The 23,401-nt window shown below is 49.2% G+C and carries 18 protein-coding genes; 2 read left to right on the top strand and 16 right to left on the bottom strand.

Features of this window, described 5'->3' with window-relative positions; all coding sequences use genetic code 11:
- Positions 1–156: 156 nt before the first annotated feature.
- From DXC01_RS02575 to srtB, 16 genes are all read right to left on the bottom strand, one after another.
- Positions 157–4,074, bottom strand: a complete 3,918-nt coding sequence (locus tag DXC01_RS02575) for an Ig-like domain-containing protein (RefSeq protein WP_118698150.1) — start codon at positions 4,072–4,074, stop codon at positions 157–159.
- Positions 4,075–4,105: 31 nt separating this feature from the next.
- The gene (locus DXC01_RS02570) at positions 4,106–6,202 is read right to left on the bottom strand and encodes a hypothetical protein (protein ID WP_118698149.1); all 2,097 of its coding nucleotides are present in this window, start codon (positions 6,200–6,202) and stop codon (positions 4,106–4,108) included.
- Complete coding sequence (locus tag DXC01_RS02565) at positions 6,203–7,564, bottom strand: DUF4430 domain-containing protein (protein ID WP_118698148.1); 1,362 nt, start codon at positions 7,562–7,564, stop codon at positions 6,203–6,205. It lies immediately after the preceding gene.
- Between the two features lie 10 nt (positions 7,565–7,574).
- Positions 7,575–9,899, bottom strand: coding sequence for a DUF3488 and transglutaminase-like domain-containing protein (locus DXC01_RS02560; protein ID WP_118698147.1), 2,325 nt, complete (start codon positions 9,897–9,899; stop codon positions 7,575–7,577).
- Entirely contained in the window at positions 9,812–10,990 is a 1,179-nt protein-coding gene (locus DXC01_RS02555; protein WP_118698146.1) for a DUF58 domain-containing protein, read from the bottom strand. Before DXC01_RS02555 ends, DXC01_RS02560 begins: the two co-directional genes overlap by 88 nt.
- Positions 10,987–11,922 (bottom strand): AAA family ATPase, encoded by a 936-nt coding sequence (locus DXC01_RS02550; protein WP_022214657.1) that lies wholly within the window; start codon positions 11,920–11,922, stop codon positions 10,987–10,989. Before DXC01_RS02550 ends, DXC01_RS02555 begins: the two co-directional genes overlap by 4 nt.
- 15 nt (positions 11,923–11,937) lie before the next feature.
- Positions 11,938–12,909, bottom strand: coding sequence for a prenyltransferase/squalene oxidase repeat-containing protein (locus tag DXC01_RS02545; RefSeq protein ID WP_118698145.1), 972 nt, complete (start codon positions 12,907–12,909; stop codon positions 11,938–11,940).
- Positions 12,906–13,655, bottom strand: a complete 750-nt coding sequence (locus tag DXC01_RS02540; protein ID WP_118698144.1) for a sugar phosphate isomerase/epimerase family protein — start codon at positions 13,653–13,655, stop codon at positions 12,906–12,908. The genes DXC01_RS02545 and DXC01_RS02540 overlap by 4 nt, the downstream gene beginning before the upstream one ends.
- A gap of 13 nt (positions 13,656–13,668) precedes the next feature.
- A complete protein-coding gene (locus tag DXC01_RS02535) occupies positions 13,669–14,529 on the bottom strand; it encodes an ECF transporter S component (protein WP_022214654.1) in 861 nt (286 codons plus the stop codon).
- On the bottom strand, positions 14,508–16,244 hold the full coding sequence (locus DXC01_RS02530) for an ABC transporter ATP-binding protein (RefSeq protein ID WP_118698143.1): 1,737 nt from the start codon (positions 16,242–16,244) through the stop codon (positions 14,508–14,510). Before DXC01_RS02530 ends, DXC01_RS02535 begins: the two co-directional genes overlap by 22 nt.
- Positions 16,241–17,251, bottom strand: coding sequence for an energy-coupling factor transporter transmembrane component T (locus DXC01_RS02525; protein WP_118698142.1), 1,011 nt, complete (start codon positions 17,249–17,251; stop codon positions 16,241–16,243). Before DXC01_RS02525 ends, DXC01_RS02530 begins: the two co-directional genes overlap by 4 nt.
- On the bottom strand, positions 17,232–17,789 hold the full coding sequence (locus DXC01_RS02520) for a DUF4430 domain-containing protein (protein ID WP_118698141.1): 558 nt from the start codon (positions 17,787–17,789) through the stop codon (positions 17,232–17,234). Before DXC01_RS02520 ends, DXC01_RS02525 begins: the two co-directional genes overlap by 20 nt.
- On the bottom strand, positions 17,782–18,660 hold the full coding sequence (locus DXC01_RS02515; RefSeq protein WP_118698140.1) for a leucine-rich repeat domain-containing protein: 879 nt from the start codon (positions 18,658–18,660) through the stop codon (positions 17,782–17,784). Before DXC01_RS02515 ends, DXC01_RS02520 begins: the two co-directional genes overlap by 8 nt.
- 250 nt (positions 18,661–18,910) lie before the next feature.
- A complete protein-coding gene (locus DXC01_RS02510; RefSeq protein WP_022214649.1) occupies positions 18,911–19,099 on the bottom strand; it encodes a DUF951 domain-containing protein in 189 nt (62 codons plus the stop codon).
- Positions 19,100–19,114: 15 nt separating this feature from the next.
- Positions 19,115–19,840, bottom strand: a complete 726-nt coding sequence (locus DXC01_RS02505; protein ID WP_118698139.1) for an NAD-dependent protein deacylase — start codon at positions 19,838–19,840, stop codon at positions 19,115–19,117.
- A 49-nt stretch (positions 19,841–19,889) separates the two neighbouring features.
- Positions 19,890–20,705 (bottom strand): class B sortase, encoded by an 816-nt coding sequence (srtB, locus tag DXC01_RS02500; RefSeq protein ID WP_118698138.1) that lies wholly within the window; start codon positions 20,703–20,705, stop codon positions 19,890–19,892.
- A gap of 209 nt (positions 20,706–20,914) precedes the next feature.
- On the opposite strand from srtB, the gene fliB reads away from it, so the two are divergent.
- Both fliB and DXC01_RS02490 read left to right on the top strand, forming a co-directional pair.
- On the top strand, positions 20,915–22,063 hold the full coding sequence (gene fliB / locus DXC01_RS02495; protein ID WP_118698137.1) for a flagellin lysine-N-methylase: 1,149 nt from the start codon (positions 20,915–20,917) through the stop codon (positions 22,061–22,063).
- Positions 22,064–22,149: 86 nt separating this feature from the next.
- Positions 22,150–23,382 (top strand): 6-phosphofructokinase, encoded by a 1,233-nt coding sequence (locus tag DXC01_RS02490; RefSeq protein ID WP_118698136.1) that lies wholly within the window; start codon positions 22,150–22,152, stop codon positions 23,380–23,382.
- Positions 23,383–23,401 lie beyond the last annotated feature (19 nt).

Below are 23,401 nucleotides of genomic sequence, written 5' to 3'. Positions count from 1 at the left end.
TGAAATGATTTTAGAAAAAAATAATTAGACGGCAAAAATGCCCTGAACTTCTAAGAAATATGCTTTGTTTTATACTAGCATTCTTTCTCTTTTGGTTCAAGGCATTTTGAGGTTATTTTATAATTTTAAGTATCTGTTTATTTGCCGGTCACAATTTTATTTAACAGTTACTTTGATCACATAAGATTTCTTTCCGGATCTTACTGTGATCCTTGCGGTTCCTTTCTTTCTGGCATTGATCACACCTCTGGAAGAAACGACTGCCACGTTTTTGTTTGAAGAACTATAGGTGATCTTCTCCTGGGAAGTGAGTGGTGTCAGAACCGGTTTCAGGGTCAGCTTCGCTCCTCGTTTCATGGTCTGGGAAGAGCGAAGACCTGTGATCTTTTCGGTTCTGACTATGGACTTCTGCACTGTGACATTGATGTACGCTTTTTTGCCGCTTCTGAGTGTCACTGTGATTCTGGTCCTGCCTGCACGTTTTCCGGTGATCCTGCCTCTGGAATCTACCGTTGCAATATTCCGGTTGGAGGAAGTCCAGGAACGGATGGAATCTCCTCTCGCAAGCCCGCTGACTTTTACCAGGGCTGTCGTCTGTTTTACCCGTAATTTAATATTCGTAGTATTGAGCCGGATTGTCGGGGTCAGCTTCCTTCCGACGGTTCTGGTCTGAACAGTTCCCTTTGTTCCCTTTCGCTGCTGTTTCTCCGGTGCAAATACCGTTGCTTTTGATACGGTTTTCCATGCCCCGAATTTCTCCGGCACAGGGGTCGGCTTTGGTGTCGCCGTTGGTGTGGGAGTTACCGTCGGTGTCGGTGTGGAAATCGTCTCTTTTCTCTGAATGGTCAGAGTGTATTCTGTTTTCTTTCCTGTCTTTGCTGTGACAACGATTTTTACCTGCGCTTCTTCTATCGAAGCATCACTGTCAAAGTAAGCATCAAGCCGGACTGCAGAACCACTTCCTGTCACCTTTCCTTTGTATATCACCTTACTGATGCCTTTTCCTGCTTCTATGGTCACTTCTGCAGACGGATCTGCCGGTTCTGCATAGATGCGCAGGAAAGAACTGCCCAGATAGGTGACGCGGTAGCTGGTTTTGTCTGCGCTAAATGCCGGTGTCAGTGCCAGCCATTTCGTACTGTCGGAATAAGTGTTGCTGGTGCTGGCGGTCAGGTTCGCAAGGTTTGTATTTCCCTGGTCTTTTGTCAGATGGAGCGTATAGGTTCTGCTCTTTCCTGCCAGAGTTGCCACGACCGTAACTTCCGCGCTTCCGGAGCTTACATCTGCGGTATATGTATTTCCGGCAGCTTTTCCATTGACCGTCAGGGTGCATCCTTCCGGGGTTTTGAAATTCAGTGTTACTTTTGAAGCATTTTCTGCGGTTCTTATGGTGTACTCTGTTACAGAACGCTGGAAAGCTTTGTCCCAGGTTACTTTTCCATTGTCTGCCTGTGCAGTCACACTGTCCAGATATGCACCGTTTGTCTCGACTGCCATCAGGTAGTTGGAGTCATTTTTGTAGTACAATGTTCCGTCTCTGTCAGCGCAGATCGTGCTGATGCAGTACTGCTGCTGATCACTTCCCGGACGGAACAGTTCTTCTGCTTTTCCGGAGGTCTGTCCCGGCTCGTCTGCCAGCATATAGAGTCCGCCCGGTCTGGCATTGTAGGTAAAATACAGGTAAACACGTCCGTCTGCCTGTCCGTCCCCGTTGAAATCCTGATTCTCGTATGCAGTAGAAAGAAGCGGCGCTGCCTGCGGATATCCCGGAATCGAAACTTCATATGCCAGGGAAAGTCCTGCAGCGGATTCATTCAAAACATCGAAATGATGTCCCGCATCGGCGTCAAACCGGTGGCTTTCCTGTCCGCAGACGCCGACATAAATTCTTCCTTTGTATACTACCGGGGCTGCTGTTGCCATGCCACCGAGGTTGTAACTGTCTGCTCTGCCAAAGGTTCCGTCCGCATTCATCGCCACACGGTAAAGGCAGCCGCCTTTTGTTGTAAAATAGACGTATCCGTTGTTATAAACTACGGTGGAACGGATGTCTCCGTTAAGTCCTGTCAGTTTATCCAGAAGGAGACCTGTATGGGTGTTGACAGAATAGAGGATTGCCGTGCTGGTATAGTTTTTTTCTCCGGAACCATCATCGGAGCCGAATACGAGATAATCGCCGGACGCATAGGAGCCTGCCCAGTAAAAACCGCCTTTGTGGTTATATTTCCAGGTACAGTACTTGGTCTCATCGCCTTTTGACGGATCCTCATCGGTCACGGAAAGGCAGAAATAAGAGCCTGCCGTGGTCTCGGAATTCCAGGTTCCTGTGTAGATATATCCATCTTTGTATGTGATCGGAGAAAGGGTCTGTCCACCCAGCGATTCACTGATCCAGACGGATCTGAGAGTGGAAGCACTGACTGCCTGGATCTGGCCGCCGCCGATCTGGGCGAACAGCATTCCCTCTGCATAGGTAAGCGGATTCAGCGCATAGATCATATTTCCGTTGAGCGGTTCACTGGTTGCTACGATATCTCCTGTATTTTTGTCAAGTTTGTAGATAAACTGTCCGGATGCCACATACAGATAACCTCCCAGGATCAGCGGTGGTGTGACAGATGCCTCCTGGCCGACGCCAATGCGCATCGCCCATTTCTGCACGGTCGAAGATGCATCGGTCGGTGTGGATGTGCCTGTAATTCCGTTATTGTTCTCGCTGTTCCGGAAATTGATCCAGTCATTGTCGGTGATCTCCGGCTGGGTGGCATCCTGTTTCTTAAGTTCTACAGTGATCTCAGCCTGTTCTCCTGCCTTAAAGGTATTTCTCCGGGAAATATAGCCATAACAGGAAACATTCCAGGTATACTCCTGGCCTTTGATCAGGGAAGCAAATGTGCTGGCAGAATCCTGTGACGGTTCCATGCGTTCTCCGTTTTTGTCATAAACGCTGATGACTGCATTCTGCGGTGTCACCTGAAACTTCACAGAATCGCTGAGCTGTTTCTGAACGATAACTTTGTAGCTTCCTGTGGAGGTATAGGTTTTTCCCTGACAGTCCGGATCTGCATAGGTTCCATCCTCTTTCATCTCAAAGGCGATCTCCGTCGAATCTCCGGTCAGAGGGATCTCAATCGGATCTCCGGATGAAATGCTCTTTCCGTTTATGGTGAGACCATACCAGTTTTCCCCGAAAGGTACTGCCTTGATCTTCACCTTGTCCGTTCCGGTCACAGACACTTCGTAATCTCTTGTCACTCCGGAGGTGTCAAAATCTGTGATCAGGTTTTTTGCCATGTCGGTATCGGTCGGCAGGTAGCATCTGATCGAAGAAAGATCCAGTCTTCGAAGCACTACGAGTTTATAAGTTACGCTGTCGCTTTCGGTTCCTGCCTTGATGGTGTAGATGGCTCTTTTTCCATTGCCGGAAGCAAAAATATCCGAAAATGAATATCTCTGTCCGTCTGTGTATGCAGTGGCGGACATCTCTTTTGTTTCCTGTGTTCCTGACAGATTCCATGCGGAGAGTGTCACAGTGGAGCCTTCCGGTGCGTCTTTCGCAAGATCGGCACTGATCCAGAGCGCGGAAGAATTATAGTTGGAACCATATTCTACGGTGTAGACTCTGCCGCCGAATTCTTCGTCCATGTCTTCTCTTCTGTCGAGTTTCAGAGCGTCTTTTACCCCGTTTCCGGTATGGACGTTTAAATCTGTCAGATATTCTTTCTGGTCTTCGGTCTCATCTGTGATCTGTACTTCCGGCACTTCGCTGTCATCGGAAATCAGATCATCGGAGCTGAAGTCATCGGAAGGTACATCCGGATCCGGGGTTTCCGCAGGATCCTGACCGTCCTGTGAACTGAAATCATCCGGCTGTTCCAGATCGACCTCTGCCGGAGCTTCCGGTTCAGACGGTGTTTCCGGCTCTGTCTGGTCTTCTTCCTGTGTTTCTTCTACGGAGATTTCCGAAGAAAAGTCAGCTTCTGCACTGAAATCTGCTCCATAGACCGGCGCGCTTCCTGCCAGAAGTGATGCACACAGAAGACCTGTCAGCCATTTTTTCATGATCGGCTTCATAAAATAAAATCCCTCCTTATCTTTGTTTCTGTCATATCATCGGATCACTCAGTTTCTGTTTTTTGTAATGTCGTCTGGCTCCGGCAAAGAATCCGAGATACAGAATTCCTGCCAGTGCAAATACCAGAAGTGTTCTGGTCAGAAGACGCATGTGCTTCCAGGTGTGGGAGATTTTTCCTGCGGTGCTGGTGGCGCTTCCTGCCTGTTTCCCGCCGGCCGATGAACTGTTTCCCGTGCCGCCTTTCCCTCCGCCCTTTGGCGCAGAAGCTGTGGCTGCGGCTGCTTTTTTTGCTGTTTTGTCTGTTTTTGCGGTTTTGCTCTGTTTGTCTGAACTTCCGGTGTTTTTTGTGCTGTTGTTTTTGGAAGCTGGTTTCTCATGGACAGTCAGTTTCTTTTTGCCGCTCTGCTCTGTGTCCTCTCCGTCCTTCTGCGTTTTGGATCCGGAAGATTTTTCTTTTGCCTGAACCGTTTTGAGCTTGTCCAGCGAGCCCTCTCCATTGTTCTGGCCTCCCGGAAGAACCGCTTCGGATTTGTTGCCGCCGTATCCCGGTCTCTGTGCGACATTTGTACCGTTACCGTTATTCTGTTGGGTCTGCCCCTTTTTCTTAATATCCGGGATCCGGATCACCAGACGGTCACTGACGTTTCCTGCTGTGTCTTTGACTACGATCACCAGGTCTTTCTGACCCTGGGTAAGTCCGGTCAGTGTGATGGTGTTGGTTCCGGCGGAAACTTCCTCGCCTGCCTCTTTGGTATCGGGTGTGGGGATTTTTGCTCCGGCTTCTCCTGCCTGGTAGTAACACATTCCTCTTTCGCTGGTCTTGTATACCACAGAGGCCTTATCTTCGGAAATCCTGCTGGCGCTGACTTTTTTGAGCACCGGAGCTGTTTTGTCCGTCAGGCTCAGGGTAAGATAATAATCTCTGGATGTCCCGTTCTGTGCGGTCACATGAACGCGGAGCTTTGCTTCTTTTTCCTGGGAAGCAAAATAAATCTTCCAGTATGGATCTTTTTCTTTGTCCTGTGTACCTTTGATGGTCTCATCTTTCTGCACGGTCGAGGCTTTGATCCCGCTGAGCGCATAGACCTTTACTGTGGCACCGGAGGCAGATTCCAGCCAGAGGTTCAGGCTCTGCCGTTCTCCGTCGTAGGTGGCGCTGTATCGGTCATGGTCTTTTTTTAATGCCGGATCCAGCTTCAGGATTCCTTTGCCATAGGTGTCTGAGCTGGAAACATACAGATGCTTAAGCTCTGCATCATTACCGGTCAGGGAGATTCTGTACTGTGTTGTCTTTGTATCTGCTGTTATGGTTTCTGTTTTTGTCTCATAGCCGTCTTTTGAAACGGTGATCGTGTACTTCTCTCCTTTGTAAAGCGCATAGATTCCACGGGAGCCTTTGATCTCCTGTCCCAGTTCATTGTGGACGGCAACGGTGGCATCTGCCGGTTCTGTATGAACTGCCGCATGTACCTTTCTGGCTGCTGCCAAAGAAAATTTCACCGCTTCTGTCATTCTGTTGCCGTTCTGATCCTGTACAAGCAGGTAAATTTCGCAGGCGGCATCTGCCGGAACGTTTACAGACTGCTGATTGTCTCCGGTCTCAACCGGACGGGCAGTGCTTTCAAAATCAAATACCGGCTGCTGGCCTTCACGGACTGCCGAAATACAGACCTTGCCTTCCCCGTCTGCCTGATACAGAAGAACCACCTGATTGTCCGCTGTCCGGATGGCTCTGACTCCGGTAAGATGCAGCGCACATTCTTCCTGCGGCGGTGTCTCTGTCGGAGCCGGAGCCTCGGTCGGGGACGGAGCCTCAGTCGGATCCGGACTTTCGGTCGGCTGTGGTGCTTCGGTCGGATCCAGGCTTTCGGTTGGCTGCGGAGCTTCCGTTGGCTGTGGTTCTTCCGTTGGCTGCGGCTCTTCTGTCGGTTCGGGTTCCGGTGTTTCCAGAGGTTCCTGAGTCGGCACCACTTCTTCTGTATTTCCCTGATTTATATCATCGGAAAGTTCAGAAAATTCCGCGACCTGGCTTCCGGAAGGTTCCTCCGCCGCACCTGCCTCACAAACCGGCACAGTTCCTGCCAGAAGCACTGCCGAAAGTGTTCCCATTACAAATCTTTTGTTCATTTACCAGTCCCCCCATGTCTCGCCATTTGTTCCGGCTCCTACATCTGCACCTGAGTACAGAGAGAAACGGATCCGGATCTCATCTCCGTCTGCCGGAAAATATGCCGACATTCCGACGTTCATATATTCTCCGTTGACAAAATACAGCCATCCGGAATCCATTGTAAAGTCAAACTCACCGAGCCAGTTGGCATCGTGTCCTGACAGCTGACAGTTGACCGCTTCAAGATGTGCCATCAGATCATCCGGGATCGCCGCGCCTGCTGTGATCCCGCCACGTCCGATCGCCTTGAGGTAAAAGCCTCCTGTCGCATCTCCGTCATTTCTCCAGTCCAGTCCACTGTTCTGTAACAGTCTCAGTACCACGGAAGAAAGCTGTTCTCCCTGATAAAAGTCAACAGAAGTCGAGGGAAGGATTGTTCCAAGTCCTACGCTTCCGGCCTCAATGCTAATGCTGACGGAGCCTGCCGGTTCCGCACCGCCTTCCTCGCCTTTGTAGATGGTAAACGTCGGCAGTGTGGTACTCCAGCCTTCTGTATCGGTTGCCTTGATATCTATGGTATTCGCATCTTCTTCCAGATCCAGACGGTACGCGAGCACTCCCTGAGAAGGCTCGCCGCTGACCGAAAGTCTCTGTCCGTTGCCATAAACTTCAAGAGAAGCAGAACCAAGGCTGTTTCCATACCAGTCTTTCGCCTGTACATAAAAGGTACGGTAAGCGGCATTGACGGTCTCTCCGTCTGTCAGATCTGTCGCGATCGTCGGATAACGGTCTTCGTCCTCGTCCTCTGACGGCGGCTGCGGAGTCGGGGTGACCGGTACTTCCGCACCTTCCTGGTTCCGGTTGTCATCTCTCTCCGGTTCGCCCTCGTCGGATTCATCGGAATCCTCCTGGTCACCGTCATACTGAATCGTATTTTCCTCTACATCGCTCTGTATGCCGTCATCTCCCGAAGAGGTTTCCGGTGTCTCCGTTACATCTGGTTCCTGCTGGCTCTGTTCATTCTGGTTCTGTTCACTCTCTCCGTCTGTCAGGTCTGCTTCCTCAGTCTCCCCGGCTTCTTCCGTCTCGGAATCTTCCTGCTGTTCTTCTTCATCGAGAAGCTGTGCCTGTTCTCCCTGGGCTTCGTCCCCGTTCTGTGAATTTTCCTGCTGCCCGGCATAAGCATAACCGGTTCCCAGATAGCCTTTGAAGGAGCTTCCGGCACTGATCCCCTGTATCGGATTTTCCTGTATTTCTCTGTGATAGTTTCCAAGTCCGGCAAAAAGAACTCCTGCGAAGATCAAAAGGCAGGCAAGTCCCCAGAGTGCCGGGATGATCCTGGAAAATCTTTTTTTATTTTTTTTACTGTTTCTTTTCATGCTTACCCTTTTAATACAGCCTTTCGATATACTTCATGATCCATTTCTCATACCAGCCTGTCGCTGCCTTAAGTTCTTTCTGCATGGTTCTGATGCAGGCTGCGGTTTCCCGGCGTTCTTCTCCTGATACCGGATGCGGACTGAATGCCGCCCGCTGTCCGATCACGGATATCTTTTGATACGTCTCTCTTGTCTTCTGTGAATAAAGTTTCGGTCCATGGCGGTAGAGAAGTTCTGCATATCCTGCCATGGCACGGACTGCACTTCGGTCGTCTCCGCTCTGGAATCTGCGCTTTCGGATCTGTCCTGCCCGGAATCTTAAGATCCAGACTGTCAGAATAAAGATCAGGCAGAATATGTCAAATACTGACAAAAGCAGGATCAGAAATTTCTCGATCCCGAACAGTGCCAGTCTGAGACTCCAGTGCGTCTGGATATTTTCTTCCATCGGCGGTTCTTCCTCTGTTTCAGGGATTGCTGCCGCCTTTGCGCCCTGAGCTTCCAGACCTGTCTTTAAGTCTGCTTCTTTCATGACGTTGTAATATTCCGGTGTCATTTCGACCGGAACCCAGCCAAGTCCGTCAATGTAGATCTCTGTCCATGCGTGGCCGTTTTTGCCCGGAATCTCTATGGTATCCCCGGATTTTTTGTCTCTGACATCTTCCGGTGTGACAAGATATCCTTCTACATAGCGGGACGGGATTCCATAGTAGCGGAACATCAGTGCCGCCGCAGATGCATAATGAACACTGTGTCCGATCTTTGTGTCTGTCAGAAAATGTTCCACAAAGTCTCCATCCTTCGTATCCGGATCTGAAGCCGTACTGTAGGTCATGTTTTTTTCGAGGTATGCGCGGATCCTTGTAATCGCGGTATAATAATCGGTATGTCCCTGCTCACGGTTTCCTCCGTCTCCCAGTTCTGCCCGGAAAAGAGTTTCCAGAGAAGCCGGGAGGTCTGTGTCCTGACCATATACAAAGGTATTATAGTAGCTTTCCGCATCCCGGTAATCGGTTCCCTCGCCTGATGCAAGGGTCTGGTAAACTCTCGCGCCCAGCGCCGTGAAATTTCCGACCAGGTTTCTGTCGGTCCGGAGTGTATAGGCTCTCTGTCCAAACAGTCCTTTTGCTCCCAGAGTGCTGTCGGTAAGCGGGGTTTCCCCGTCATATCCCTCCGGGATCTCTGCCAGTTCATAAGGTGTATAGAGGTATCTGCTGTCTGCCTTCTGATTCTCAACCGTCAGTGCAGATATCTTCCCTGAAAGCGTATCATCTCCGACCAGATTTCCGCCCTGCGCCAGCTGTGTTTCTGCATAAAATCCACCCTGATGCAGCCAGTAAAAAAGATTTTTCTGTTTATAGGCATCCCCGGTGGAAATACTTTTCCATTCGGAGCCGTTATAGGTGCTTCCCACAAATCCGCGCAGATACAGAGAATCCGGATTTTCCATCGTCACGCGCAGTGCGGTATCGTCCGAAGCCGTCCAGGCTGCACATTCTTTGAGCCTGCCGTTCGGGAGTGAATTAATCTCACCTTTCTTATAGCGCAGATTCTCTATGCCGGTGTGAACTTCTTCTTTTGCCTTTGCCACGATCTCCATGGAAGAATAGTCTGCTTCCGGAAGGATCTGTGCAGCCAGAAGTCCTGCAACCAGCATCACGCCCAGTGCCAGAATGCCGCCCTCCCAGAAAGCCCGGGAGCTTTGCGCCCTCCCATCTGACTTCGTGGAATGTGTCAGCATAAAGTTCAGTTTCAGAAGAAGTCCCAGATAAAAAAGGAAACAGACCTTATGATCCGGTACGCCCTCTGTAAGAAGAAGGAGCGCCGGGTACAGAGCCGCACAGAGCAGGGTAAGTATACACCATCTGTACTTCAGAATGATGAGTCCCAGAACCGCCGCTATTATTCCGGGGACGATCAGAAACATTATCCGGGAGCTGTTTCCCGAGGTAATTGCTGTCGTGTCATACCGGTTCAGGTAGATTCCCGCTCTGCTGCCAAGGATATCTGCCGCGTCATTCCAGTAGAGTGCCGCTCCGTCCAGGATATTTCTGCGGAACAGCAGGAGCAGGAGCACAGCGGCCAGTGCGCTTCCGCACCGGACTGCCAGTCCCGTTTTGGGAATTCTGGCTGTGACAAGTGCCAGCAGAGTGACCACAAAAACACTTAAAAGAACCGGCACTCTGTACACCTGCTCCGAAAAAAGCTCCAGAAACAGGATCAGCCCAAAGCCTGCCACAAGCCAGATCAGCGCAGTCTGCAGAAGGATACCTGACAGTTGTTTTCTGTATTCTCTTTTTGGGTGCTGTCCGGATTCTGTGATCCATATCTCCATGTTATGTGTTCTCCTCCGTTGTCCGGGCTGCCGGTTCCGCAGCCTATGACTGTTACCTGTCCTTTTTGTCTCAGGGTCTCCGCTTCTCTGTCATCCGGATCCCCGGTTATGTAAATATAGTTTGCAAAGCTCTGTGTGCCGGAGTTCTCAAGATAGCCCTGTACAGCCATTCGTTTTTGTCCGCTGCTGCGAAGAAAAAGATACAGGACGTTTTCGTAATCCTCCCGTGTCCGGACTTTCTGTATCCGGAACCTGCCTGTCTGATGGTCGTAGATTCCTGCCTGGCAGGGAATCTTCTTATCTATAAAGTCCAGAAGAACTGAGGCAAAAACTTCTGCCACAGTCTCTGCCCTTCCCGGGTCTTTGTGTTCCTGCCAGCTTTCGGCCAGGATCAGAACGGTATCATCGACCGGGTAGCTTTTTTCCCGGATCATAATGTCATCCAGCTTGCCTGTAAGTTTCCAGTGGATCTGACGGATGGAATCTCCCGGCTGATATTCGCGGATATCGTAGGTCTCGCCCGGATCATCTCCCGGACGGCTGCCGGAATAGCGAAAACTTTCCATATCAAAGCCCTCTCTGGCAAGGAAAGAAAAATCCTGCCTGTGTTCCCCCGGCATCACTACGGTACAGCCGCTCACTTCTGCCACACGTTTCACAGCCGCCACACCAAAGAAATCTCTGCATTTCCACTGTGAAAATCCAAACTCAATACAGCCGCACCAGTTACTCTTCGCCTGAAATCCCACAGTTCCGGTTTCTCTGGTCCCGAGGGAAAACGGAAGCGGGATCTCTCCCTTCTCTCCGGTAAACTGATTCTGCCAGTGCAGTGTACAGCTTCCGGATACCGGCCATATGGAATTGTTCTGCATCTTAAGGTTTCCATTAAAACATTGTGTCCTCTGGGCCGCTCTTGGAAGTTTCAGTTTCCATTCCATCTTTTTTCCGCAGAACAGAGCTGTGACTGCTGAAAAGACAAGAAGAATGCCCGAGATCATAAGAAGTACGGCAAAGATCCAGGAACCGGTATATACGGTAGCTCCTGCCATCAGAACGATCCACAGAAACCACATGATCCTGCTTTTCATCATCCTTCTACCTTCGGCTGCGGTACTTCTGCAAGAATCTCATCAAGGATCTCACGGGCGGATTTTTCCTGATATCTTGCCCTTGAATCCAGGACCATACGGTGAGCTGCCACGTCTTTGAATACCGTCTGTACGTCCTTCGGTATTACATAGTCTCTTGCGCTCATGTAGGCTGCTGCTTTTGCCATGCGGCACAGTGCCAGTGTTCCACGAGGGCTTAAGCCGAGGACGATCATTTCATGTTCTCGGGTCGCTTCCGCGAGTTTTGCTATATAATCCAGGACTTCGTCTGCCACATACACATCCTGCACTTCGCTCTGAAGTTTCAGGACTTCCTCTCTGGTGATGACAGTCCGCGCAAGTTCCAGCGGATTGACTTTCTGACGGTCGCGGAGAAGCTCTACCAGGCTCTGGTGATCCGGGTATCCCATGCTGAGACTGACCATAAAACGGTCAAGCTGGGATTCCGGTAACATCTGAGTACCGGAAGAACCAACCGGGTTCTCTGTCGCAAGAACCACAAACGGCTGCGGCACTTCATGGGTCTCTCCGTCCACGGTCACTCTTCCCTCTTCCATTACTTCCAGAAGTGCAGCCTGCGTCTTGCTGGAAGTACGGTTGATCTCATCTGCAAGAAGGAGGTTGCACATTACCGCACCCGGACGGTACATGAACTGGCCGGTCTGTTTCTCATACATGGTAAATCCGGTGACATCAGACGGAACAACATCCGGTGTAAACTGGATACGGTTAAATTCCATTCCCATCAGGCGGCTCAGGGCAAGCGCTGTCGTTGTCTTTCCGACACCCGGCACGTCTTCCAGAAGAATGTGGCCTCTGGCCAGCACTGCCATGATGATCTTGTCTGTAACTGCTTTTTTTCCTTTGATGATCGTCTCGAGTTCCTTCTGGAGCTGTGTTATTTTTTCCGGCAATGTCTTTTCCTCCGTTTATCTGTGATCTGTCATGTTGTAGAAACTGTTTTCTTTGTTCTGGCAGCGCTCATATGCCACCATCGCACAGAATGCCTGGTCCGTCGCCATCGGATCGCTGTCTCCGTCCTCTGTGTGGGAGAAGCTTCCGTCTTTCTGGTAATAGGTCATAAGAGTATCGTAGAGTCCCTTTCCGTCTTTCTGGAAACGCTCATCTTCATTGCAGTCAATGCCATAGGTACTCAGGGCAATGATCGTCTGGGAAACGGACTCGGAGCTCTTGTCTCCATAGGCGGTATAACCTCCGTCTGCATCCTGTGCATCTGCCAGGAACTCTACGCCCCTGTCTATGGTGTCTTTTACGTTTTCTTCTTCCTGATACGGTTCCAGACACTGCAGCGTCATGGCCGTCAGATCCACATCTCCCTCTGTGGCATTGTCATCCAGAGAAAAACCGCCATCGGATTTTTCCTGTTCCAGAATATAATCGAGATATTTCTTCTGAATCTCACCGTCTTTATTCGCCTGCGGATCCTGTGCATTCAGGGCAAGGAGGGCAAAAACAGCTCCGTTCAGTCCCTGAGAGACAACGGTCTCATAATCTTCCAGCGGCTTCTGGATATCATAGCCGCCGATCTCTGACGGATCTTCCCCGATCGCACAAAGTGCCAGTACTGCACGGGAATATTCTGTATATTTGTTTTCGCTTAAGATACCATCCTGCTCTTTCAGTTTCTTTTCCAGATTTGCACGGTATTTCTCGAAGTAATTGTCCTCTGCCTTTTCACCGGAACGCGCCAGTGCGATCACTGTCCACTCACCGCCCAGGGAATCTGATGCGGGAGACGTCACTGTCTTCTGTTCATATTCTGCGGTTTTTGCAAGTGCCTTCTCCAGATCCGGTGTACTGCTGCCGCCGCATCCTGTCATCATTCCTGCTGTTGTCAGCAGTACCAGAAATGTAAGTCCTCTTTGTTTTAATCTGTTCATACTCTGCCCTCTCGTATTCTGTGCCAGCAGAGAAGAACATCCTCTCTGCGTGAACATTCGATCGTCCAGCTTCTCTCTTTGGTAAGTGGAAGCAGGTTCTGTAGTTTCTGCCAGGGAATGGTACCTTTTCCAAGCCCCAGATGTGCATCCCGGTCACCGCAGTTATCATGGACATGAACATGCGTGACGTAAGGTGCAAGTTCTTCTGCCCAGGTGAGAACCGGAATTTCTGAATAACAGTGCGCATGCCCGATATCCAGACACAGATGGAAGTCCGGATGATCTACTTTCCTGTATACATCCAGAAGAAGTTCCCAGTCCTCGTCCAGAACGTTCTCCATCACGATTTCCAGTCCTTCTCTGTGTTCCAGAAACTCGCAGAAAAACCGGCTTACCTGATCTGCCCATCCTTCCCTGAAATAAACGCAGGGGATCATTCCGGAATGGTAAATGATCTTTCTGGCTCCAAGTTCCTTCCCCGCCTGATAGCACTGTGCAAACCGAGTCATCGTTACTTCACGGATCAGGCTGTCAAACGCAGCCGGGTTCAGATCCAGGAAAGGCCCGTGAAGTGTCAGCGGCGGATTCCCAAATGTATTTAATTTTTTCCTGTATATCTGTATCGTCTCTTCCAGATGATCCAGATTGTCGGAGATGGAAAAATCAATGCTCTCCACTCCCATTCCTGTTTCCCGGATCAGTTCTTTCATTTCCTCATCCGAAAGCAGATGACTGATATTGATCACTTTCTGCCTCTTTTCAGGGCTCCACCAGCCCGTATTTTTTCTTGATGCGTTCCAGTTTCTCAAGCATCGGACGGCTTAAGAACCACAGAAAAATCACTGTTGAGATGGCATGTACCAGATCGACCGGTGCTCCTGAAATATAAAAAGCCAGAAGACTTGCCCAGGTAACCTGTCCATATGACATCAACGCACTTGCCGGATTCATGATTCCACCATAAATCAGAAACACGCTCAAAAATCCATAAATACAGAGATCCCGCTTCCGTGCTTTGAGAATTCCTTTCTGAAAAAGGATTCCCGCAAGAAAACCGATCATGCCAAATGCAAACATCTGCCACGGAGTCCACGGTCCCTGTCCCATGAACATGTTGGAAAGCATCATGATCAGACACCCGACCAGAAAACCTGCTTCCCCTCCAAAGGAAATACCGCTCAAGATCACGATCGCCGCAACCGGTTTGAAACTCGGCACCATAAAAAATGCCGCTCTTCCTGCCACTCCGATCGCCGCCAGGACTGCGATCACCATGATCTCACGCGCCTTCGGCTTTCTTCCCTCAAACATCATAAAAAAGGGAAGCATCGCCGCAACGATCACGATCAGACTGCAGACCAGATATTTTCGTCCGTGGAAAACCCTGACTGACAGATACAGAAGTAACGGTACGACCAGGAGCATCACACCCAGCGCAAACCATGTCCGCCTGCTGACTCTGCCTTCCTTCGTCATCTGCCGGATGATCAGTCCGTCTGTGGGAAGTCTGTATTCTTCTGGTTCCTCTGGCTGCTCTTCCTTCGTATCTGCTGCATGCTCCGGATGCCGGTCCTCCCAGAATTCTTCCATAAATGTATCTAATTGCTGTTCCGTAAGCATGTGATCACATCCTTTCCGGTGACAGCATCCGGAAAGAGCTGCCTTGCCATACGGTTTGCCGCCGTTGTGTAGAAGTTATTTCCTGCAAAAAATTCCCTTGTATTCTGGCTTGTCACAACATTTCCCTCAAAGAACAGACCCACGCGGTCTGCATACTCTGCGACAAATTCCACATCATGGGAAATCATAAAGATCGTCAGTCCATGCTGTTTCAGTTTATTCAGAATTCTGCCGATTTCTTCCTTGTATTCTGCGTCCATGCCCTTGGTGGGTTCATCCATCAGGAGGATCCTCGGACGCAGGAGAAGTACTTTGGCAAGAGCAAGTCTCTGCTGTTCTCCGCCGCTTAAGTCATAGGGATGTCGGTCCAGAAGCCCTTCAAGCCGTGTCAGGCTTACTATTCCCTCGATGGCTTTTTCCTTCTTCATGTGAACCTGATATTCCGGAGAAAGCTTCTCTTTCTTTCCACCAATGACGGAATAAAGATCTTCCAGTACTGTTTTTTTGAGAAAAATACTCTGTGGATTCTGTGGCATCACACCAAGACAGCCACAGTATAATTCTCTGTCCTTATAGGTACGGATATCACGGCCCTCCAGACGGATCCTGCCACGGTAAGGCTGGCGCACCCGGCTTAAGAGTGACAATGTCGTACTCTTGCCGGTTCCGTTGCCGCCCACCAGTGCATAAAATTCGCCTTTTCCTACCTGAAGTGACAGATCCCGCACAACGTCCGGGCTGTCCTTCTCATACCGGAACCAGACATCCTTCATTTCTATTGCCGATTCTCTGCCGGAAGATGGCTGCTGTTCTTTCTGCTGTGCTGTCTTCTCGGCCAGGAACCGGTCGTTTGCTTTTTGCTGAAGTTCCCTTGAAATTCCTTTTGTATGAAAGTATTCCGCCAGCCACTGCCGTCCCTCGCTGACGGTCAGGGGACAGGCCGCACTGCTGTCGGTCTCTCCGTAGATCTGCATGGGAACCGGCATGGACAAAAACATCCCGTGCTTCTGCTCCCGCAGTTTCTGACCGATCTCTGACGGTCTTCCCTCCAGAAAAACGGTTCCCTTATCCAGTACAAACACTTTGTCCGCATAAGGAATGATATCCTGCAGACGGTGTTCTGTAATGATCACAGTTGTTCCGATGTCGCGGTTGATCTTTTTGACCGTTTCCAGAAAGTCTGATGCCGCGATCGGGTCAAGCTGAGAAGTCGGCTCATCCAGAATCAGAAGCGACGGATGCATTGCCATGATCGCCGCCAGGTTCAGAAGCTGCTTCTGTCCTCCGGAGAGTTCCTCCACACCCTTGTAGAACCACTGATGAATTCCAAAATAGCTCGCCATCTCCGCAACCCGGAGCCGGATTGTTTCGTTGTCATATCCAAGGCTCTCCAGCCCAAAAGCCAGTTCATGCCAGACTTTGTCTGTTACGATCTGATTATCCGGATTCTGCATGACAAAACCGATCTCCTGACTCTGCGTCCTGTGATCGACTTCTGCAAGTTTCTCTCCCTTGAACAGAACGGTTCCGCTCGAAACTCCATGAGGCATAAGTACGCTCTTGAAATGACGGAGCAGAGTGCTTTTGCCACAGCCGCTCCTTCCACAGATCACATTCAGGGTTCCCTCCTGAATCTCCATATTTACCTGATCGAGCACCTTACTGGAACAATCCGGGTATGCAAAACAAAAGTCATGTATCTCTACTATATTCATAAGATTTTTCCTTCCTGTTCCAGTTCTTCATAAATCTGACGGTAAGTCATTCCGATATCGGTTCCTGTTTTTTTCCTGCTCTGTTTCAGTTTCCGGCTCTCGTAGAGTTCCAGCATCACCGGAAGGAAACAGAAAATCCCGAAACAGAGATAAGTTGCTCCGGCAAGCCATGGCGTAACGCTTACCGGTGCTGTACTGCCCTGCACTGTAAAGCCGGCCAGTACGATCCTCGGATCATATACCGCATAGGCAGCTCCACTGGCACAGCCTGCTGTAAATACAGCAAAAAGGCCTGCCATGAGGGTTCCAAGGCAACAGTCTCTCTTTGTAAAACGATAGACGGAAAACGCCGTTCTTCCCCGCAGTCCATAGCCACGGCTTCGCATGGAATCCGAAGTCTCGATCGCATTTTCCAGCGACCAGGTCACAAGGATCGAAAGCATCTGAAGGCCATATTTTATCCTGTCCAGAAGTCTTCCCTCTGAAACATCTCGCCCCATTGCCTTCTGTCCGTTCCGGATAACTCCAAGCTGATTCAAAAAACGCGGCACAAACCGAAGTGCCATCGAAAGCACGAGTGAAAGTGCCGGTATGATCCGTCCGAAAAGGTAAACAAATTTGTCCGTTGTCATGACCTGATTGTAACAGCTGAACCACTGGATCACGACAAACATGACGGCACCAAGCACAACGCCGTATACCAGAGCCTCCAGTGTGATCCAGTTTCCGCTGCTCTCAACATAATAAAGCATTGTTACACCATAATGGTTGAACATCGGATTCAGAAGTGCCACGACCAGAAGCCCCGGCAGGGTCAGAAGCAGACTCTGCCTGAGTGTCCTGCGCCAGCCATTCAGCAGCGCGGCATAAAAGACAGCCCCGGCATAAGGTATGCCCAGGAATACCGGATGCTGATTAAACATGGTAAATAAAAGCACCACTCCGAAATAAAAAAAGTTCAGCAGGGGGTGGCACCGGGAAAAACTGTCACTTTCCATCTTCTGCATACTGATCTCCTACATCGGAGCCAAGATTGCAGGTGTATCTCCATTCAATCTTATCTCCGTCCTCAAGCCTGTAGCTGGAACAGCCATAATTCGGATACTTGCCGTTTACGCTGTACATCCAGCCGGAGTTTTTGCCACAGTCAAACTCATAAAGCTGATTGATTCCCTCAACATAATAGCTCTTGTACAGTGGTGTATAACGGGATGCCATATGGATTCCCTGCTCTCCGCAGATCTGCTTCAGAACATCAAAAACAGTTTCGCCGCCCTTAAATGATACCTGCGTTTCCTTAAGGATCCATCCGTCCTGCGGAACAAATTCCTTCTTGGTCTCCTTAAGATCCTCCATATGGTCAAGAATCGTGGAACATTCTATCGAGATCGTGCAGTTTCCGCCTTTTGATGAAGCGCCGCCTCCACAGCCCGATAACAGAAAGCTGCACAGAAACAGCACCATACAGACTGCTGCTGTAACTCTGGTTCTACTTTTTACAAAGAACATCTTATTATCCTTCCATTTCTTTCCGTTCCTATCCATCAAGTTCCTCTAAAAGTTCTGCATATTCTGTAGTAAAGCCGAATTCCTGTGCATATTCGTCTACTTTGCTGCCCTTCTGGCAGACGATCGTGCAGCTTCTGTTGATGATCCATGGTCCGATCTCATCCGGATCATGCAGGATCTCGATCCGCTCCAGTCTGCTGCAGCCGTGGAACGCCCACCGGCCGATCTCTCTGACACTCTCCGGGACATATACCGTTCTTAAATTCTTGCAACGGAAAAAGGCACTGTCTCCGATCACCCGAAGGTTCGAAGGAAGTGTCAGCTCCTCTATTCCGCAGAAATAAAATGCTTCTTCTCCGATCTCCCGGACAGAATCCGGCAGTGCAATGCTGTGAAGTTCCTTGCAGCGGTAAAAAGCTCTCTTCTCAATCTGCTGTGTATGTGGCGGAAGACAGACTTCCTCCAGATTCAGGCAGGAATCAAAAATCCCCTCCGGGATCACCCTGCATCTGCTCCCGGAAGAAAATTCCACTCTTTTCAGTTTGCTGCACTCCCGGTAACACTGTGCACCGATCTTCTCAAGACTGTCCGGCAGTACTGCTGCCCTCAGACGCCGGTTCCCTGCGAATGCTCTTTTTTTGATCTCTATCAGTGTATCCGGAAATCTGACCTGTTTCTGAAACTGGCATCCCTCAAATGCCTGCTTGCCGATCACGCGACAGGCAGCGGGAAGCGATACACTGTGTACCTTGCCATTATTAAGGAAGCATTTGTCCCCTATGTATCTGTACTGATCCGGAATCTCCCCCGGTGCGCCTACTCTCCTGTTTCGCTCATTCTGTATCGTGTATACCCGTGCATCATACCTCAGCTGATTCCAGCCTTTTTCCGCATTTTGTCTTTCCATGGTTTCTCCGCTCTTTCCTTTTCTCTTTAAGACAACAAAAACAGAGCCCCATAATTGCCATGATGGGTCTCTGTCCTCTGCACAACGCGTTCTATATGCTGACTCTGTATGCGGATGCACACTTACAGCAGTTTCTTATAAACTGTTCCGGATTCCCGCCGGATTACATTAAATTGACTTTTCTGGTCAAACCACGCCTGGTTATTCTTTTTCAGAAAAGTATAACAGTTTTACACATTTCTGTCAATGTTCATATCTTTTTCGACAATTTTCTTGTATTTTTTTCTACCATTTTGCGCGGCACCATGATCTGGTGTCCGCAGCCCATGCATTTCAGCCGGAAATCTGCTCCTACACGAAGGATCTCCCACTCCTTGCTTCCACATGGATGACCTTTCTTGAGGGTTACAACATCCCCCACTTCATAAACAAGTTCCATGCCCTGTCTGCTCCCTTATCTTACTTTAATCTGAGAAAATACCTGACCGATCGGCTCCTTGATCAGAAGATCTGCATTGCGGTCACGCGGAGTCGATGATTTGTTGATGACCACCAGTGCATCTCCCCGGAAATAATCAATCAGACCTGCCGCAGGATAGACGGCAAGAGAGGTTCCTCCTATGATCAGAACCTGCGCCTCGGAGATCGCACGGACAGAATCCTGTATCGTCTGATTATCCAGTCCTTCTTCATAAAGAACCACATCCGGCTTAATCATTCCGCCGCATTCGCATCTCGGAACTCCCTCACTGTGCTTCACATAATCAAAATCATAAAATTTCCCGCATCTCATGCAGTGATTGCGGTATACGCTTCCGTGAAGCTCCAGTACACGGCGGCTGCCCGCCATCTGATGAAGATTGTCGATGTTCTGGGTTATCACTGCTTTGAGCTTCCCTGCCTCTTCGAGCTCTGCGAGTTTCAGATGGGCGGCGTTCGGTCTGGCAGTATCACAGAGCATCTTGTCACGGTAGAATTTATAAAATTCATCCGGATGACTCAGGAAAAAGGTATGGCTTAAGATAGTCTCCGGAGGATAATCATATTTCTGATGATATAATCCGTCCTGGGAACGGAAATCAGGAATTCCACTCTCCGTGGACACTCCCGCCCCGCCAAAAAACACAATGTTATCGTGCTGATCGATCAGCTCCTGTAATTTCATGATCTTTTCATCCATGTAAAATCCCCCTTTGCTCTTTTGATTTCTGTCTGCCGCAGGCTGCTCCCTAATGGGCATCCTCAGAAATGTCCCTCTTTCCCTGTACTACGAACCTTGTGGATTCGTTTCCTGTGCAGGTAGACAATGTTACGATCTTGTCTTTGATCGTCAGCTCGCCCGGATCTGTCTGGATTTCTGAATAACCCTTGATCGTTTCCAGATAGCTCTGGAATTCATCGCCCGGTCCCTTGAATAAAGTGTAGGTATCACTGTTGACCCCTGTCGTGTAGGCAGAAATAATCTCATAACGATAATTCTTATCCGGTGTCAGGATCCAGAAATATTTACTCTTATTATAAGTCTCCTGATCCTCTGCAAATTTCTTGAGGTGGCCGAACATGGAACCATTCTTCATATTGTGTCCGTAAACCAGAGTATTGCAGTCGCTGAAATCAGGACTGTTTTCATAATCCACAAAAATAGTTCCTGCAAAATTATAGTTCTTCTCGTATGTCTGGTGCAGGTATGTTTCATTATCCTTGCCCTGCACGATCGGATAGCTGATGCCATCCAGTGCTTCTACATAAATCCAGCCTACTACATCTGAGTTCACGCTCTTAAGTGCTGCAAAATCCACGTCGATCGGGGCCTTTGGCTGTGCATTCGGTCCTGCCACTTCCTGCGAATCCGGTGCACGGTCTGTCACTGCCATCTGTTCAATGTGGTTATATTCATCTGTTCCTTTCTTGTATTCTGTGTAAATATGAAAAAGATTCACGGCTGCATAACAGAAAACTGCTATCGCCACAATAAGAACCAGGGTCAGAAGGATATCTCCTTTTTTCTTCTGCTTGGACTGATTCTCTGTGTTTTTCCCACTCATAATACACTCCTTTCGTCCAGACTTATTTCCTGCATTTTATCAGATTTAACTGTCTGTTCTGTAAAATCTTAGCACAGGACACATTTTACGTCAATGGAACCGGATGTGAATTTATAGTTATTTCATACTTATAAGAATGAGTATCTTGTAGAGAAGAAGTCAGGATGCTATAATTCATTGTATAATTTTTTACAAAGGAGACATCAAAAATGCAGATTACATTTCCTGCTTTTTATAAAGAATTTTCCTGTATCGCAGGAGCCTGTCCGGACACCTGCTGTGCGGGATGGCAGATCATGATCGATGACAGGAGTCTTAAGAAATACCGCCACTTTAAGGGTGCTTTCCGCAACCGGCTCTATAATGATATTGACTGGAAGGAACAGGCTTTTCGCCAGTATGACCATCGATGTGCTTTCTTAAATGAAGAAAATCTCTGCGATATCTACAGCGAAGCTGGCCCTGACATGCTCTGCGATACCTGCTGGAAATATCCCCGCCACATCGAAGAATTCGAGGGACTGCGCGAATATTCCCTCTCTTTATCCTGCCCGGAGGCCGCAAGGATCTTTCTCTCCCGGAAGGAAAAAACTACTTTTGTTACAATAGAAAAAGAAACTCCTGAAGAGATGTATGATGATTTTGACTATCTGCTTTTTACTGCGTTGATGGATACCAGGGACTACCTCATTTCCATCGTTCAGGACAGAAACCTCCCCATGGAACTGCGCCGCCGCAAACTGCTTGCCTGTACACATGATTTCCAGCTGGCTCTTGACAAAAATGAGCTGTACCAGTGGGAAGATATCCGCGCACGCCACCAGAGCTCCGGCGTTGGAGATACTTTTCTTGCAAAGATCCAGAAGTGGACAACTTCCAGGACAGATCCTGTCACTTACCGTAAACAGGTCTGGAAAGCTGTCATTCCCGAGATGGAAGTCCTGCGCAAAAGATGGCGGAAATATCTCCACGAAACCTTACTCCCGCTCTACACGGCATGTGACTCCGAAGAAAAATTTACCAGCTGCTGTCAGGAATTCCTCGCAGCCTGCCCGGACTGGACGATCCAGGAAGAACAGCTTCTCGTTTATTGGATCTACACTTACTTCTGCGGAGCCGTCTACGATGACCAGATCTTCGCCAAAATAAAAATGGCAGTCGTCTGCACAGCCATGATCCACGACCTCGCCGTGGGTACTTACCTCGCAAATGACCACCATTTCACCTTTGATGACCTCGTATCCATCTGCTACCGCTTTTCACGAGAGCTCGAACACTCTGATCTCAATCTGAATGAAATGGAACGGCTGATGGATGAGAATGAGATTTTTGCGTTCAGGAACCTTTTGCTGATCTGAAACGCCATGCCCCTGAATCTTCATTTGTCAATTTCTCCCCCGTATGCTACAATGAATTCATTATTAACCTAATCGGAGGTATACAAATGTCAAAGAAAAATCTTATCGTCGGACAGTCCGGCGGACCTACTGCCGTGATCAACAGCAGCCTTTATGGAGTTGTTTCTGAGGGACTTGCCCATTCTGATGAAATCGGACATGTTTACGGCATGGTCAATGGGATCGAAGGATTCCTGGCTGGTCGTGTGCTTGATTTTGAGGAAGCTCTTCCGGGCGAGAAGCTTACGTATCTTACTCACACGCCTGGCGCATATCTTGGTTCCTGCCGTTACAAACTGCCGGAATCTCTCGAAGATCCGGTCTATCCGGAGCTTTTCCGCAAGTTTGAAGAGATGAACATCGGCTGGTTTTTCTATATCGGTGGAAATGATTCCATGGATACTGTCAGCAAGCTTTCCCGCTATGCAGCCAAAATTGGAAGCTCCATCCGTGTGATCGGCGAGCCAAAGACGATCGATAATGACCTGATCCATACCGATCATACACCGGGATTCGGAAGTGCTGCCAAATACGTTGCATCTACTGTCCGTGAGATCACTCTTGATGCCAATGTCTATGAGAAAAAATCCGTGACGATCATCGAGATCATGGGACGTCATGCGGGATGGCTGACTGCTACCAGTGCCCTTGCACGTAAATATGATGGCGACAACCCGTTATTTATCTATCTTCCGGAGACAGATTTTGACCAGGAAGCTTTTCTGAAAGATCTGGAAAAAGCATTCGAGACAAACTGCAACCTTATCGTCTGTGTTTCTGAGGGAATCCACGACGCTGAGGGAACTTTTATCTGCGAATACGACAGCTCTGTAGGAATCGACACTTTCGGTCACAAGATGCTTGCAGGATGCGGCAAATATCTTGAAAATCTTGTCCGTAGCCGTCTCGGTGTCAAAGCCCGTTCTGTAGAACTGAACGTCAGCCAGCGATGCAGTGCAGCCATGATCTCTGCCACCGACCAGCAGGAAGCTGTTGCTGCAGGTAAGTTTGGCGTGCAGGCTGCCCTTAACGGTGAGACTGGAAAGATGGTTTCCTTCATCCGCGAGGCCGATACTGATGGTAATTACCAGATGGTCTGTGGACTTGAGGATGTCAATGAGATCTGTAACCAGGAAAAGGTCGTTCCGGCAGAGTGGATCACACCTGACGGTCACGATGTCACCGAAGATTTTGTCCGCTATGCCCGACCGCTGATCCAGGGAAATGTAAATGTTCCTCTTGGTGAGGACGGACTTCCGGCATTTGTATACCGTAAATAATTTTTTCCATAAATAAAAA

The organism is Blautia sp. OM07-19 (assembly GCF_003481595.1).
In the GTDB taxonomy this organism is placed as follows: domain Bacteria; phylum Bacillota; class Clostridia; order Lachnospirales; family Lachnospiraceae; genus Blautia_A; species Blautia_A intestinihominis.
The sequence above is the reverse complement of the archived record's forward strand: the minus strand, read 5'-3'. Positions and strand labels throughout refer to the sequence as shown.

Excerpts from the sequence above, each read along its gene's own strand:
- DXC01_RS02530 (WP_118698143.1), bottom strand. The coding sequence starts at position 16,244 with ATGAATATAGTAGAGATACATGACTTTTGTTTTGCATACCCGGATTGT.
- DXC01_RS02525 (WP_118698142.1), bottom strand. The coding sequence starts at position 17,251 with ATGCAGAAGATGGAAAGTGACAGTTTTTCCCGGTGCCACCCCCTGCTG.
- fliB (WP_118698137.1), top strand. The coding sequence starts at position 20,915 with ATGCAGATTACATTTCCTGCTTTTTATAAAGAATTTTCCTGTATCGCA.
- DXC01_RS02575 (WP_118698150.1), bottom strand. The coding sequence starts at position 4,074 with ATGAAGCCGATCATGAAAAAATGGCTGACAGGTCTTCTGTGTGCATCA.
- DXC01_RS02560 (WP_118698147.1), bottom strand. The coding sequence starts at position 9,899 with ATGGAGATATGGATCACAGAATCCGGACAGCACCCAAAAAGAGAATAC.
- DXC01_RS02515 (WP_118698140.1), bottom strand. The coding sequence starts at position 18,660 with ATGGAAAGACAAAATGCGGAAAAAGGCTGGAATCAGCTGAGGTATGAT.
- DXC01_RS02505 (WP_118698139.1), bottom strand. The coding sequence starts at position 19,840 with ATGGATGAAAAGATCATGAAATTACAGGAGCTGATCGATCAGCACGAT.
- DXC01_RS02565 (WP_118698148.1), bottom strand. The coding sequence starts at position 7,564 with ATGAAAAGAAACAGTAAAAAAAATAAAAAAAGATTTTCCAGGATCATC.
- DXC01_RS02570 (WP_118698149.1), bottom strand. The coding sequence starts at position 6,202 with ATGAACAAAAGATTTGTAATGGGAACACTTTCGGCAGTGCTTCTGGCA.
- DXC01_RS02520 (WP_118698141.1), bottom strand. The coding sequence starts at position 17,789 with ATGGATAGGAACGGAAAGAAATGGAAGGATAATAAGATGTTCTTTGTA.
- srtB (WP_118698138.1), bottom strand. The coding sequence starts at position 20,705 with ATGAGTGGGAAAAACACAGAGAATCAGTCCAAGCAGAAGAAAAAAGGA.
- DXC01_RS02545 (WP_118698145.1), bottom strand. The coding sequence starts at position 12,909 with ATGAACAGATTAAAACAAAGAGGACTTACATTTCTGGTACTGCTGACA.
- DXC01_RS02555 (WP_118698146.1), bottom strand. The coding sequence starts at position 10,990 with ATGATGAAAAGCAGGATCATGTGGTTTCTGTGGATCGTTCTGATGGCA.
- DXC01_RS02490 (WP_118698136.1), top strand. The coding sequence starts at position 22,150 with ATGTCAAAGAAAAATCTTATCGTCGGACAGTCCGGCGGACCTACTGCC.
- DXC01_RS02535 (WP_022214654.1), bottom strand. The coding sequence starts at position 14,529 with ATGCTTACGGAACAGCAATTAGATACATTTATGGAAGAATTCTGGGAG.
- DXC01_RS02510 (WP_022214649.1), bottom strand. The coding sequence starts at position 19,099 with ATGGAACTTGTTTATGAAGTGGGGGATGTTGTAACCCTCAAGAAAGGT.